11 protein-coding genes are annotated in these 14,263 nt (G+C 59.1%); 3 read left to right on the top strand and 8 right to left on the bottom strand.

Annotation, left to right across the window (positions count from 1 at the left end; translation table 11 throughout):
• Nucleotides 1–222: 222 nt before the first annotated feature.
• Together Q666_RS0133360 and Q666_RS49890 are read right to left on the bottom strand one after the other, a co-directional pair.
• Nucleotides 223–2,094, bottom strand: a complete 1,872-nt coding sequence (locus Q666_RS0133360) for a bifunctional diguanylate cyclase/phosphodiesterase (protein WP_023000831.1) — start codon at nucleotides 2,092–2,094, stop codon at nucleotides 223–225.
• Nucleotides 2,091–2,408 (bottom strand): hypothetical protein, encoded by a 318-nt coding sequence (locus tag Q666_RS49890; protein WP_023000832.1) that lies wholly within the window; start codon nucleotides 2,406–2,408, stop codon nucleotides 2,091–2,093. Before Q666_RS49890 ends, Q666_RS0133360 begins: the two co-directional genes overlap by 4 nt.
• 519 nt (nucleotides 2,409–2,927) lie before the next feature.
• On the opposite strand from Q666_RS49890, the gene Q666_RS49885 reads away from it, so the two are divergent.
• The gene (locus Q666_RS49885) at nucleotides 2,928–3,740 is read left to right on the top strand and encodes an RNA methyltransferase (protein WP_023000834.1); all 813 of its coding nucleotides are present in this window, start codon (nucleotides 2,928–2,930) and stop codon (nucleotides 3,738–3,740) included.
• A 9-nt stretch (nucleotides 3,741–3,749) separates the two neighbouring features.
• Nucleotides 3,750–4,544 (top strand): glutamate racemase, encoded by a 795-nt coding sequence (gene murI, locus Q666_RS49880; RefSeq protein ID WP_023000835.1) that lies wholly within the window; start codon nucleotides 3,750–3,752, stop codon nucleotides 4,542–4,544.
• A 196-nt stretch (nucleotides 4,545–4,740) separates the two neighbouring features.
• Here murI and Q666_RS49875 read toward each other — a convergent pair whose 3' ends face one another.
• Complete coding sequence (locus Q666_RS49875; protein WP_023000836.1) at nucleotides 4,741–6,537, bottom strand: EAL domain-containing protein; 1,797 nt, start codon at nucleotides 6,535–6,537, stop codon at nucleotides 4,741–4,743.
• A gap of 491 nt (nucleotides 6,538–7,028) precedes the next feature.
• Here Q666_RS49875 and rpsD point away from each other — a divergent pair, with 491 nt between their 5' ends.
• The gene (rpsD, locus tag Q666_RS49870) at nucleotides 7,029–7,646 is read left to right on the top strand and encodes a 30S ribosomal protein S4 (RefSeq protein ID WP_023000837.1); all 618 of its coding nucleotides are present in this window, start codon (nucleotides 7,029–7,031) and stop codon (nucleotides 7,644–7,646) included.
• Between the two features lie 87 nt (nucleotides 7,647–7,733).
• Here rpsD and Q666_RS49865 read toward each other — a convergent pair whose 3' ends face one another.
• The 5 genes from Q666_RS49865 to Q666_RS49845 all read right to left on the bottom strand — a co-directional run bounded on the left by Q666_RS49865 (nucleotide 7,734) and on the right by Q666_RS49845 (nucleotide 14,199).
• The gene (locus Q666_RS49865; protein WP_023000838.1) at nucleotides 7,734–8,222 is read right to left on the bottom strand and encodes a LysM peptidoglycan-binding domain-containing protein; all 489 of its coding nucleotides are present in this window, start codon (nucleotides 8,220–8,222) and stop codon (nucleotides 7,734–7,736) included.
• Nucleotides 8,223–8,408: 186 nt separating this feature from the next.
• Complete coding sequence (locus Q666_RS49860) at nucleotides 8,409–9,383, bottom strand: TAXI family TRAP transporter solute-binding subunit (protein ID WP_023000839.1); 975 nt, start codon at nucleotides 9,381–9,383, stop codon at nucleotides 8,409–8,411.
• A 28-nt stretch (nucleotides 9,384–9,411) separates the two neighbouring features.
• On the bottom strand, nucleotides 9,412–11,523 hold the full coding sequence (locus Q666_RS64915; RefSeq protein ID WP_051990127.1) for a TRAP transporter fused permease subunit: 2,112 nt from the start codon (nucleotides 11,521–11,523) through the stop codon (nucleotides 9,412–9,414).
• 1 nt (nucleotide 11,524) lies between these two features.
• Nucleotides 11,525–13,180, bottom strand: coding sequence for a sulfatase-like hydrolase/transferase (locus Q666_RS49850; protein WP_031269237.1), 1,656 nt, complete (start codon nucleotides 13,178–13,180; stop codon nucleotides 11,525–11,527).
• 116 nt (nucleotides 13,181–13,296) lie between these two features.
• Complete coding sequence (locus Q666_RS49845) at nucleotides 13,297–14,199, bottom strand: LysR family transcriptional regulator (RefSeq protein WP_023014532.1); 903 nt, start codon at nucleotides 14,197–14,199, stop codon at nucleotides 13,297–13,299.
• Nucleotides 14,200–14,263: the final 64 nt, after the last annotated feature.

The raw sequence follows: 14,263 nt of genomic DNA, 5'->3' as shown, positions 1-14,263 counted from the left end.
TGAAAGCCCTCCGGAAGGCGAAGGGTGTGAAGTCCGCAGGTGTTCTAGCAAAGCCGTTGGAAAAGGCAATCAGGAGTGGAGGGAGCGGCATCGGCCATGGCCTGATTTTCAACGGGCAGATCGGCGTTCCGGCGGAGGTTGGCCGGCAGTTATGGGCGATCTGCCGGAGCTTTCCGATCGGGACCGGAATATCCATTAGGCTGAAGGAAAGGACCGCCCGCGTCAGGCTGACTTGCGAACGAGGAAGCCTTGCAGGTCGACAATGTTCATTGGTTTGCTGAAGGCATATCCTTGAACGTAGTTGACACCGAGCATGCGCAGCTTGTTGATCGTGTCTTCCGTTTCGACCCCTTCGGCAAGGGCTTCGATGCCGAGCCCGTGTGCCATGTCGACAATTGTCTTGATCAGCTTGAACTGCTCCGGATTGCTGGACAGCGGAGAAATCAGGGCCCGGTCGATCTTCAGAAGATCGGGTTTGAGCTTTGTCAGCGCGATAATCGATGCGTGGCCGGTGCCGAAATCGTCGATTTCTATTCGAATGCCGAGCTTGCGCAGGGCGTTGACGGTTTCGACTTCATCGTCCGACAGCGTATCGAAGAAGACCGACTCGACCAGCTCGAATGCGATTTCGGCACGGACCTTCGGCAGGTTCTGGATGTATTCGGCAAGTCCGGGTTCGGCCAGCCTCTGGTAGCTGACGTTGAAGCTCACCTTCGGAAAAACGACCCCCGTGCGTTCCTGGGCCAGGATAAGATCGATTGCTTTCGACATGATGTGGCTGTCGAAGGCAGCCGCCTTGCCCGCTTCCTGAACCGCGTCCAGGAAAGCGGCGGGACCCAGAATGCCCTGCTTGGGATGGTTCCAGCGGGCGAGCACTTCAATCCCGACAACAGCACCTGTCCGGGTGTCATGCTGGGTCTGGAAATAAGGCTCGAACTCGTCGTTCTCCAACCCGTAGAGGACCGCTTCGGCGGTTTTCATCAGATGCTGCGCATCTTTCTTCAGGCCCGGATTGAACATCACGGCCCTGTTCTTCCCGGCCTTCTTGGCCTCGTAAAGCGCTATGTCCGCGTCGACCATCATGCTGTCGAGCTTGCCGCCGCTTATGCTGGAATGGGTTACGCCAACCGAGGCGCCCACGCGAAGCTTGGTTTTCGAGACGACATGGGGGCGTTGCATCCAGCTTTTCAGTCCCTCAAGAAAATCGGTTTGCTGGTCTGCGCCGATCGCAGGAGACGCCACCACGAATTCATCGCCGCCAATACGAGCGATGATCGAGTTGACGGGAGCAATCGCATTCAGTCTTTCCCCCACCAGCACAAGCAGCTTGTCGCCGGCTGCATGGCCGACTGTGTCGTTGATGTTCTTGAAACCGTCCAGGTCGATCTGGAACAGGGTCATGTCGGGCAGGGTGCCGTCGTCCTGGTGCAGCTTTCCAATGGCGTGGCGAAGTCCGCGGCGGTTCAGTAGGCCGGTCAGGTCATCGTGGATCGAGCGATGGTGCGCTTCAAGCCTTGCGCTTTCCATGTGGTCGAGAAATCTCTTGAGTGAAGCGGCAATATAGATGCCCCCCAGACAATTGATCGTTCCCAGGATGTAGTGGTTCATCAGATGCCACCAGGAATAACTGGAGGAAGGCCAGACAAGTTCCGGGTGGAGGAGCGTCAGCACCGAATGATGGACAAGGGCGGCAACAGTGGTCATCAGCACCGATCGCCAGCAGACATAGGCAATGATGATCGACGTATTGATGAAATAAAGCATATGCACTTCAAGCATATACTCGCCATTGTGGATGTCGGAGGCGACGTAGAGCCCGAACATCCATGTGGAATTGATCGCGACGGTCACGATCAGCCGCGTGCGCAAGGCCGACGCGTCGGCCATGACGGTTGCCGTCGTGACGGTACCGATCAGGGCCAGAGGAAGGGCAACAAAAAGCACTGAGCCGCCGGTAAGATAAGATGCGATAACGGCTATTGCTGCAGCCAGCCAGAAGTACCAGACGAGAATCCAGCTCACAGCCTGGCGAAGCCGCTGCACGTTCAGTGCCGAAACATCGACCCAGAAATTATTCAGAAACGAAGGTTTCATTCGACCGGTCGTGCCTCCGATAGTCTGGGGCCGTGCTGGTCGATACCGCACAACCGTGCAAATTCGGCATTGAGCAGAAAGAGTGCGTTGGAAGATTTCAGACTTTGCGACTGTTGCGCGGATTGCGGAATTGCAACCACCATCCAGTCGAAAGGTCCGGGTGCTGCGATGGGAGCTCCGGTGAGCGCTACTGAAGTGAAGCTTTGTCGTTCAGAAAACCAGGGCGGAAATACAGCCACTGCCTGCAGTCCCACCGCACCGGCGTTCTTGGTCACAAGCAGCCCCGCACTGAACAGCACGGCAACGCAAAGCATTGAAACCGCTGGACAATAAGTCCGGAAGAGGGTTGCAGATTTTCGCACGAAATACACCCGAATTGAAACGTGAAAAGCAGTATCCCATGCACTTATTGAGGGTGTGTAAAGTTGATATTGTATCTTCCCTGCAATTTATCTCAAATATTAACAATAAAATGTTTGTGTGCCTGGGTAATATTTGCAGTGTTGTTTAATCGTAGGTGTAATTGGCTGATTTCAAGATGTCTGGACTTCCCGGCCTTCGGAAAGCGTTGGGTCATCCACACGCACATGTTTCAATCTCAGGCTTTGACGCTTTCCGGCTGCCAGATTGTGGTGCCGGCGAACCGGCTTCCCCTCGGAAAACGAGAGACCTTCCGAGCAGTGGCGGAGATGCGTCTGACAAGGCCAAGATGCACGGAACGCAGACGGACCTCAAAAATCATCGTATTTATCGGAGGAATGAGGCCGACCGCAGCTGTGGTGCAGGCCTTTCGGTCTTTTCATCCGACGTTGCTTCCGCTAAATCCCCGCTTCATGAGCAAGAATGCACACATCAGAGACGAAGCCCGCGCCGTGACGGCCAAGCCGCCGGCGGTGATCCTTTGCGAGCCGCAGCTTGGCGAGAACATCGGCACGGCGGCAAGGGCGATGGCGAATTTCGGTCTGGTGGATCTGCGCATCGTCAACCCGCGCGACGGTTGGCCGAGTGAGAAGGCAAGAGCTGCGGCAAGCCGGGCGGATCACGTTATCGACAAGGTGCAGGTTTTCGACAGTGTCGAGGCGGCTATTGCCGATCTGCAATTCGTCTTCGCCACCACGGCCCGCTCGCGCGAAGTGCCCAAGCCTGTGCGGGGGCCGGATGAAGCTGCCAAAAAATCCGTCGAACTTGGAGAACAGGGTGCCGCGACCGGTTATCTGTTCGGCCGAGAGCGCTGGGGTCTCAACAACGAGGAAGTGGCTCTCGCCGACGAGATCGTCACGCTGCCTGTAGATCCGGATTTTGCCTCGCTGAACATTGCGCAGGCAGTGCTGGTGTGTGCCTATGAATGGCGCAAGACCGCGACGTCCGGTGCATTGCCCTTTATCCTGTCGGAAGAAGTGCATCCACCGGCGAAGAAGGACGAAGTGCTGCGTTTCTTCGAGCATCTGGAAGGGGCACTCGACAAGGCAACCTTCTTCCGTCCGCCGGAGCGGCGGCCGCATATGGTGCGCACGCTGCGCAACATCTTCCAGAAGGCTGAGTTGACCGACCAGGAAGTGCGCGCGCTGCGCGGTGTCGTGGCCTCGCTGGAAAAACGGGAAACGCGACCGCGCAAGGACAGATCAGGTTCAGGCAGCGAAGAATAGAGGCAGATCTTGCAGGGTTCGGGGCCGGTACTCTTTTTCGATTCAGGTCTTGGCGGGCTCACGGTGTTGCGCGAAGCGCGATATCTGCTGCCTTATGAGCCGCTCCTTTATGTCGCCGACGATGCGGCCTTTCCCATCGGCCGCTGGCCGGAAGCGGAATTGAAAGAACGGATCGTATCCCTTTTCGACGATCTGATTGCCGAACACGGCCCCAAGGCGGTGGTGATTGCCTGCAATACAGCCTTCACGCTCGCAGGGGACGCCTTGCGAGAGAGACATCCTGACGTGCCTTTTGTCGGCACTGTTCCGGCAATCAAGCCGGCGGCGGAGCGCACTTCATCCGGGCTGATCTCGGTTCTGGCAACGCCGGGCACGGTGCGCAGAACCTATACACGAAGCCTGATCGAGAGTTTTGCCAGCCAGTGCCATGTCCGGCTTGTCGGATCGGACAAGCTGGCGGAACTGGCCGAAAAACATCTGCGTGGCGACACCGTCTCCGACGCAGATCTTCTGCCAGAAATCTCTGACTGCTTCCTGGAGCAGGACGGCAAGCGGACCGACATCGTCGTGCTGGCCTGCACCCACTACCCGTTTCTTGCCAACCGTTTCCGCAGGATTGCTCCCTGGCCGGTCGACTGGCTGGATCCGGCGGAAGCCATTGCCCGCCAGTTGGTCCGTGTTTTGGGGGAGGGGGCCGCAAGTGAGCCTTCGCGCCATCTGCCAGATCGGGCGATCTTCACCTCTGGTACGAAGAATGCGGGGCTGTCACGGCTATTGGCCGGGTTTGGCCTGGTGCTGGACTGATTGGCAGTGTAGTCGCACCGGCCTTTTTCCCTGGCCATCGGTCGCCCGGATCTTTTCCGCGAACCGAGCCACACAGCAGCGCAAGGCATCATCCCGAACGTGACCTCCCTTGAGAGGTGTGCTCAGAGCCGTGTCCCGCCGGTCAGGTGAGAAAGCGGAAAGTTTTTCCTGGGACGGGTAGAAGTGTGGCTTGGCCTCACGCAGCCAGGCATTTGACGGCCAGGCCGTCGTCGGAGCGCTTGGCGGCGCGCTTCAGCTCCATGATCTCGTGGTTGAGCGTATCGGGATGCAGCGTCAGGCCCTTGGGCAGGCTGAGGATCGATATGGAACACTGCAGCAGCGGGAACTGCCGCGTCGTGCCGAAGCGGTCCTGGGCTTCGATGAAGCCGCGTTCCCGGTGCTCGGGTTCATAGAAGCTTTCGACATCCAGGCGGAATGCACGTTTCAGCGCCAGCATGCGCGCAGCAACATCGGTCTGGTCGACATTCTGGAAACCGGCGAAGAAATCGTCGCCGCCGATATGGCCGTAAAACGTGCCTGATCCTGAAATATGACGCTGCAGCAGTTCGCTGAATAGAATGATCGCCCGGTCACCCTGGCGATAGCCATAGGTGTCGTTGAACGGCTTGAAGTTATCGAAGTCGAAATAACACATGTGCCGGTCGTACGTGCCCTTGCGCCCGCTTTCGGCGATGAACCTGGAAATGGCCCCATTGCCGGGCAGGCGGGTCAGCGGGTTCTGGTCCTGCGCTTCCTGAAGACGCTTTTCGTGAATGATCTTCAGAAGAGAGGTGGCTGACAGGAAACCGGCATAGCGGAAGTTCTCGGTGATGATGATGCCATCCGAATTGATAGAGGAGGCAAAGGTCACCAGCAGCATGTCCGCATTGGAATCGATGTCGGCGATCGGGCAGGCGCGGACGAAAGAGCGCAGCGGGAAATCGAGGGCCGCCTTGGCATCGTCGTCGTCCGGTGCGCCCGCATAAAGATAGGCTTTCAGGTCGCGTTCGTGGATCAGGCCGCGCGGCTCGTTGTTGGCATCCACAACCGGAACCACACTGGCCTCCTGGTTATGGACCACCATGTCGAGCAGGTCGTTCATGGAAGCGTTCGACTGGATGGTCGGTACCTTGATCAGCTCGTTGCGGATCCGGTCCAGCTCCTCCCGGCGCTTGCGGCCGACACCCGGCGCGCGCACATGGTCATAAAAGAGCTTGGCGGAAGAAGCTTCCTGGAACGGCTTGGCGACGAAGTAGCCCTGGATCAGGTCGCAGCCGGCTTCCCGGCAGGCCTTGAACTCGCTCTCCGTTTCAACACCTTCGGCAATCACCCTTGCGCCCAGCACGTGCGCCAGGTTGGCCACCGTGGTGACAAAGAGCTTTCTCCTTGCGTCGCAATCGATGCCGTTCAGGAAGAAACGGTCGATCTTGACGTAGTCGGGCGACATGTCGTGCAGCAGACGCAGCTCGGAAGAGCCCCGGCCGAAATCGTCAAGCGCGATCAGGAAGCCCAACTGGCGCAGGTCGTTGACGGCGTGGTGGGTAACGTCGGTGAAGGTCTGCTGGTGCCGCTCGGAAAATTCCAGACAGATCTGGTTCACCTGCAAGCCGGCTTCCGCCACAAGGCCTGCCAGCCGCATGCGCGGATCGTTGTCCTGGCCGAGGTCGCGTCCATCCAGCTTGAAATAGAGTTTGGTGCCCTGGGCGATCTTCAACCTGCCGAAGCGGTTCATCGCCTTTGCCAGAAGATGGGCCTCCAACTGGGGCAGATATCCTTCGGCGTGGGCAAAATCGATCAGTTCGTCAGGAGATTGCGCACCGACAAGATCGCAGTTCCGGATCTGGGCCTCATAGCCGTAAACAACACCGGTGCCGATATCGACGACCGGCTGAAGGGCATAATCCAGTTTCGCCAGCGTGTCCTTCGGCGTACGACAGAGCAAGCCGGGCGCTTCCGGAACTGTCTGAAGAACTGGTTGACGATTCGCTGACATTCTAGATCCTATTGCCGAGGTCCGGCCGATAAGCTTCCGTTGTTTGATGGGGTCTCGGAACAGTCCGTTGCACTGATATTATTCGCTATGGTTGCAACGGCGATTGCATAGTGAAAAGCTGCAATTAAAAATCTCTAAATGTATGCATTGTTTTCCCCATTTTGTGGACGCTACGTCATAAATTATGGCAATGAATTCCATCTGAACCGTTAAATATGCCTGCTTGTCCGACAAAATAAGCAGAATTGGCCGGGTTTGGCGGGTCTTTTCCGAAGCGGACCGGGTGCACGGATTGACATTTCAAGGCTCTGCCTGTATCTCCGCGCGGTCCGGCAGACAATGTCTTCCGGATCTACGCACCCGTGGGCATCCGGCCGGCGCCGTCTAGCCGGGTCCCTGTCGATCTGACCTTTCCGTCGCAAGACGGGTTGTGACGATAAAGGAGGGCGCGTTTCCTTTTAAATAACAACGCGAATTCAAAGGAAACCGCGATGTCGAAGCGCCATAGCGTTAAGTACAAAATTGACCGCCGGATGGGCGAAAACATCTGGGGTCGTCCGAAGAGCCCGGCCAACAAGCGTGAATACGGCCCGGGTCAGCACGGCCAGCGCCGCAAGGGCAAGCTGTCCGACTTCGGTGTTCAGCTCCGCGCAAAGCAGAAGCTGAAAGGCTACTACGGCAACATTTCCGAAAAGCAGTTCCGCAAGGTTTATGCTGAAGCGTCCCGTATGAAAGGTGACACTTCCGAAAACCTGATCGGCCTGCTGGAGCGCCGTCTGGACGCCATCGTCTACCGTGCGAAGTTCGTCCCGACCGTTTTCGCAGCACGTCAGTTCATCAACCACGGCCACGTGAAGGTGAACGGCAAGCGCGTCAACATCTCGAGCTACCAGATCCGTCCGGGTGACGTGATCGAAGTTCGTGAGAAGTCCAAGCAGCTCGCCCTGGTTCTGGAAGCAACCCAGTCCGCAGAGCGTGATGTTCCGGATTATATCGACGTCGACCACAACAAGATGACCGCGACCTACTCCCGCGTTCCGGGCTTCTCTGACGTACCGTACCCGGTACAGATGGAACCGAACCTGGTGGTCGAGTTCTATTCGCGCTAATCAGCGCCGAATACGGTTTGACGGAAAGGCCCGCCTCTGGCGGGCCTTTTCTTTTTGCCGGCCTTTGTTTGAGGCGAATGCCGGGCGTCAGATGTCGTTGCGCGGTATTCGAAGAACCTGACCCGGGAAAATAACGTTTGGACTGCTCAGGATGTGCTGGTTGGCATCGAAGATCGGCTGATAGTCGCTAGTGCCATACTGGTCTTGCGCGATCTTGGTCAGGGTATCGCCCGACTTCACCGTGTAGGGCTGCCAGCCACCGTATCCCGCCAGGATCCTGGGGCCGAACAGGACAGGGATGACGACGGACGGGCCATTTTCGTTGCCGGTGTCGTCGGCCAGGGTCAGGAACAGGCGATTGAGCTGAAACTGGTTGGTGTCCGGGATATCGATATATCCCTGGAACTGCTTGAGGCCGAGAGAGCCTACCTGGGTGAAGGAGGCATATTCGTCGTGTCCTTCGGAAACCCGAATGCTCAAGGTTCCTTCGAATGCGGTCGCATTGCCTGCGATCAGTATTCTTGATCCCACCAGATCAAACGGCTGTGGTTGCCGAATATCCAGAGTTACAGTCATATCAATACCTTCCGCGTAAAAAGTCTCAGGTATCTTCCGCTGCCCCCAGCCGGCTTTGACAAGGGTACAACGTTTTGGCGGAAAAACGATAGATGCAACTTTGCCGGGGGTCTGCGCTCACGGCTGGAGACCCCCGGTCTTGGTGGATTTGCCCGGCCGCTTTTCGTCGGCCAGGGCTAACGCCGGTTATTGAACCCCGATTTCCTTGTAGTAACGGGCAGCGCCCGGGTGGAACGTGGCCGTGCCGAGTGTCTGGGCGGCATATTCTGGCGACAAGGCCTTGGCCCAGGGGGCATCGGTTGTGATGCTGCCAAGGTTTTCCCAGAAGGCCTTGGTGATCCGGTAGACGAGTTCTTCGTCAAGGTCTGCACGCACACCGATCCCGACTGCCGTGTCGTTGGACATGACCGGACCGTCATTCACTTGGTTCTCGTAGAGACCTGCCGGAATTTCAGCCCGCTGGCGGAACTTGCCGAGGAACTTGTCGACCTCTTCACCCTGATCGTCTTCCGGTCCGATGAAGCGGACTGTCTCGGTTTCGGTGAACTGGATGAACTGCTGGCACGGGTCGATACAGCCGTTGACGTACATTTCCACCTTGCCGTCCAGGAAGGACTGGAAGCCGGTTGCCCAGTTTGCCTTGATGGCGTCGTAGTCCTCACCGGCGACTAGTCCGGTGGTGGCCTCGATCCAGCCCTTGGCTGCGTTGTAAGCACCGCCACCTTGCGGTCCGAGGAAGACCGTTGCACCTTCGATGTCGTCCAGAACGGTGATGTCGCTGTCACCACGAACGGCGAAGTGATACTGGCCGTAGGGGAACCACATCAGCACCTGCACATTCTTGGCAAGTTCCGGGGCTTCCGGCTCGTTCTTGTACATGGCCGCACCGTTGCTCATCAGGATGTGTATGGTCGGCGAGATCATGTACATGTCGAGATTGCCGCGAGCGGTTTCCATCTGGTGCAGCGTTGCCGCGCCGCCGCCTGCGACTTCGATGGAAACATCATCGAGCTTGTCCGTCACGATGTTGGCGAAGGTCGCCATGGTGATTGCCTGACCGAGGCTTGGCTCGATGGTCTGCATCTTGAGCGTGGTGTCTTGAGCCGACGCAGAGCCGGCCAGTATCAGGCCCGCAAGGGCTGTAAAGGCAAATCGTTTCATTCCGTCCTCCCGTGGAAAATTGCTCTTTTCATTGTGATGGATTGGGCGCGGCGGCAGGGCTCCGGTGCCGCATTGCGTGAAAGGCGAGGTCCGCCAGGGTCAGAACCGCGGCTGCACCGGCAATGGCCACGTTCGGCACCAGAACCAGCAGGCCGAGGCAAATGCGCAAAATACGCTCCCAGTACGGCAGGCGCCCCCGGTCGAACCCGGCTAAAGCGGAAGCGATCGACCACATGGCGAGCGCGAAAGCGGCGATGATCCAGAAGAATGCTCCCCAGGAGACTGTTGCGAGATCGACCATCGCCTTGCTGTCCGGCGCGCCGGTGCCGAACCAGGCGAACAGCACCTGCAGCTTGTAGAGAACCGCCGGGTGATAGACGAAGACAAAGGGGATCAGGAAGCCGGCAATGCCGATCCGGGCGGCTTCGAAACCCGTGCGGATCGGGTCTGCCCCGGCAATCGGGGCGGCGGCAAAGGCGGCGAGCGCAACGGGCGGGGTAACTGTGGACATGACCGCAAAGAAGACCACGAACAGGTGCAGCGTCAGTTCGGGGATACCAACCGCATCAATGCCGGAAGAGAGCGCGATCACGATGATGAAATAGGTTGCGCCAGGCGGCAGACCCATGCCGAGCACGATGGCGCCGAGGGCAACGACCACCAGTACGAGCGGCAGCGGCCCGCTGGCGAGCTGTGTCAGCAACAGCGCAAGGCGACCGGCAAAACCGGATACCTGGATCAGGCCGACGATCAGTCCGATCGCCGTAACGATGACGACGATCGTAGCCGCCATGCGACCCGCGTTGACGAACGCCTGCCAGAGGCGTTTGCGGGACCGGAATTCGCGGAACAGGACCAGCGCGGAGACGATGGCGGCAACAAAGCCGTAGAACCCTGCCTTGGGTACGGACGGCTGGCTGAACAGGAAATAGGTAAGCACACCCAGTGGCACGACAAACACGAGGCACTGCACCCAATCCTTGCCTGTCAGTGGCGGCCGTTGCTCTTTCGGCAGGGCCCCGATGCCAAGGCGCCGGGCCTCGAAATAGACCGTCAGGAAGGTGGCGAAGTAGAACATGATCGCGGGCAGGATGGCGGCCACAACGATGTAGCGGTATTCCAGCCCGATCTGTCCGGCGACGAAGAAGGCGACAACTCCCATCACCGGCGGCATGATCTGACCGCCCGTGGAAGCGGCAGCTTCCACAGCCCCGGCAAAGGCCGGCTTGAAGCCGGATTTCTTGATGACGGGAATGGTCATCACGCCGGTGGAGACCACGTTGGAAATCGCGGCGCCGGAAAGCGTCCCGAATAGGGCGGAGGAGGCGACCGCCGCATGAGCGGCACCACCGACGAGCCCGCCGGTGAGCCGGTTGGCGATCTTCAACAGCAGGTCGCCCGCGCCCGAGGCCATCATCACCGCACCGAAAACGATGAAGATCAGCACGCTGCCGGAGACGACCTGCAGGGGCTGACCGAACTGGCCACCGGTCTGGGCCCAGAAGTTCAACACCATGGCGCGCAGGCTCTGCCCGAATGTGGAGTCGGATCCGGCCAGAATACCGGTCCAGTCCGGCAGGTAGCCGCGAATGAAGAAATAGACCACCCAGAACAGGCAGAAGGCGACGATGAAGCCGCCGAACATGCGCCAGGTCAGATAAAGTGTAATGGCGGTGGCGATCGGGAACATCACGAAGTCGATGGGGCTGGCGCTTGGCAGCGCACCGCCGTCAGTCGCGAAGATCTTCAGCATCCAGGACACAAAGGCGGCGAGCGCGAGCAGCGTCAGCGCCCAGTTGAGCCAGCGCCAGGCGCGGCCCCGGTGCAGTGTCAGCAGACAGATGGCAAAGGAAAAGACGATTGGCAGGCCGATGATCAGCCCGGTCGGCAGCAGGAAGGATCGTTCGAACGAGCGGTAACCAGCCCCAAGCCAGTGGTCGCGAAGCAGAGCGCGCTGATCGCGGCGCGACAGTTCATCGAAGCCTTGTGTTGTGGTCTCGATGAACCAGCGGACAAAATCCGTGATCGGGCCGGAGGCCGCATAGGTAACGATCACAAGCACGAAAAGCACGGCGAGACAGTCGGCAATCCACTTGTCGCTACGGGCAATGGTCGGGGTGTCGCCTGTTGCCGTGCTCACCTCAACGTCCTCCCTTTTCGGGCGAAACATGATCCTGCAGGGCAGGGCCGCGATAGGCCTCGGTCAGTTCCTCCGGCACTTCCGATCCATCCTTCAGGAACGGAAGAATACCGCGCCGGGCGGACTTGCCGCGCATGGCGGCGATATCGGCATCCGACCGCGTCACACGCTGCGACATACGCCGGCCCCAGCGGGCCAGAAGGTCGTACATGCGGGTGATCTCGGCCTCATGGCCGTCGGCCTTGGCCAGGTCGTGGAATTCTTCCGGGTCGTTCTCAAGGTCGAACAGCATCGGCCGGAAACCGCCTTCGGCATGGATCAGCTTGTAGCGGCCGTCGAACACCATGAAGAGACGGGCATCCTTGGTGGTGACGCCAAGGGAGGCGCACATGGGGGTGACGGAATAGTCGTATTCGCTGATGACCGCCTCTCGCCAGTCGGGCGTCTCCCCGCGCAGCCAAGGGCTCAGACTGCGGCCTTCAAGAATGTGACCGGCTTCGACCCCACCGGCAGCTTCCAGAAATGTCGGGGCAAGGTCGATCGCCTCCACAAGTGCGTCGCAAGTGGTGCCTCTTGTGGCATCCGCCTCACTGCGCGGATCATAGATGATCATCGGGATCTTGACGGAAGGCTCATGGAACAGGTCCTTTTCGCCGAGCCAGTGGTCCCCGAGGTAATCGCCGTGGTCGGAGGTGAGCACGATCATCGTGTCCTCCATCCGGCCGGTCTCTTCCAGGTAGTCCAGGAGCCTGCCGAGCTGGTCGTCGCATTGCTTGATCAGGCCCATGTAGGCGGGAATGACCTTCCGGCGCACATCTTCCTGCTGAAAGGCAGCCGCAATCTTGTTGGCCATGAAGGCCGCGTAGACAGGATGCGCATTTTCGCGCTCGACATCGGCGCGTATCGCGGCGGGAACGTGGTTCTGCCCGTACATGTCGTGGTAGGGCGCCGGTACGATGTATGGCCAATGGGGCTTGATATAGCTGACATGCGCGCACCAGGGTGCAGTTGCCTGTTCAATGAATTCGATCGTGCGGGTCGTCAGCCAGGGTGTTTCGCTGTCTTCCTCGCGGATATTGGCGGGCTTGTCGGCATTGTCGAACATCCAGCCGGACGCCTTCTCGCCGTTTTCGACGCCGGCGTTGGCGAAATCCGCCCAGGGGTTCTCTCCCGCATAGCCGCGGGACTTGAGGTATTCGTTGTAAGGCGAACGTTTTTCGTCATAAAAGCCGTCCGGCCCTTCGCCCCAGAGCCCGTCGTCCCGCACCCAGACATCAAATCCGCACTCGGCCTGCCGGGCGCCGATGATGCTGTCCGGGGACAGCCCCAGCCGGGTCATGCCTTCCGCATCCACCTTCATGTGCGTCTTGCCGATAAGCCAGCAGTCCATGCCGGCCTTGCGCAGGTGATCGCCGAGCGTGTGTTCGCCGACCCGGAGCGGGAAGCCATTCCACTGTGCCCCGTGGGAGGACGCATAGCGCCCGGTGTAGAAGCTCATCCGGCTGGCGCCACATATGGGGGATTGCACATAGGCGTTGGTAAAGCGCACGCCCCTGGCGGCAACCCGGTCAAAATTCGGTGTGTGCAGATAGGGGTGTCCCGCGCAGCTCAGATAGTCGAAGCGCAGCTGGTCGTACATGACGAACAGGATATTCACTCAGATGTCCTCCCAAGGTGCCGCTTCTGCGGCCTTCTTGGGGGGGAGACTAGCACTCCGGAGGTATATCCCTCAATTAACTCGAACTCATGGATATAACTTCAGGTTATATCCATTCATGTCTGGGGAGCGCAATTGCGGCCTTCTTCGCGAACGATGTCTGCAAAGGCGAGGGCCGCAGGCGTCAGCAGCCTTTCCTTGGTCCAGGTAAGGGCAATATCCACCGTCAGCATGCTCAGGTCGACAGGCAGCGCCGTCACGGACCACCGCTCCCTGACCTCGTCCACAATGAGCGAAGGAAACGAACAGACGATGTCGGACTGTTCCAGAACGGACAGGATACTGAGGATCGAATCGGAGCGGATGACAGGGGCGGGCCCTTGCAGACCGTGCAGGCGGAAGAAGTCCTGAAAAAGAGGGCGACGGCTGCTCGGGCCGATAACGGCCCATCGTGCGTTCAACAGGTCCTGCGGTTTTGACAGGTCCTTCAGGTAAGACTGCTGGCCCGCAAGGAAGGTCACCGATGTCGTCAGCAGCGGTTCGACATGAAGCCCTGCCCTGGGCTGTCCGTCAGGAGCCGGGCCGATGACGAAATCCGCTTCGCCTGACCTCAGCGCATGAAAGGCCTTCGGGGCGTGGCCTCCGGTGATGTTCAGCTCGATGCCCGGAAACCGGTTCTGAAACCGGCGCAACACCGGCGGAATGATCTTGAGCGCGGCCAGCGGTGACACCACCACGGAAATCATGCCGACATATTGCCCGCGTGACTGGGCGACATCTTCCGAAAGCTTTTTCAGGTCGCTTTGGATGCGGCGACAGCGGTCGATGACGGTCTGGCCTTCCAGTGTCGGCACGATGCCGCTCGGCACCCGGTGAAAAAGAACAACGCCGAGGTCGCCCTCTATCTTCTTCAACGCCTTGGTGATTGCTGGCTGAGATTTTCCAAGGACCTTCGCGGCGGCCGCCAGGCTTCCAAGGGTCGCGACAGCGTCGATCAGTTCCACATATTGGGCTTTCACGCCATGGGCCTTCCGGTTGATTTCTGGCAGTGCCAGACTGTGCCAAAGTTCGGTTGATCAGGCT

Origin of the sequence: Labrenzia sp. C1B70, assembly GCF_000475395.1 — a bacterium.
Taxonomy (GTDB): Bacteria; Pseudomonadota; Alphaproteobacteria; order Rhizobiales; family Stappiaceae; genus Roseibium; species Roseibium algicola.
Note: the sequence above shows the minus strand (reverse complement) of the source record. Positions and strands in the feature narration are given on the sequence as shown.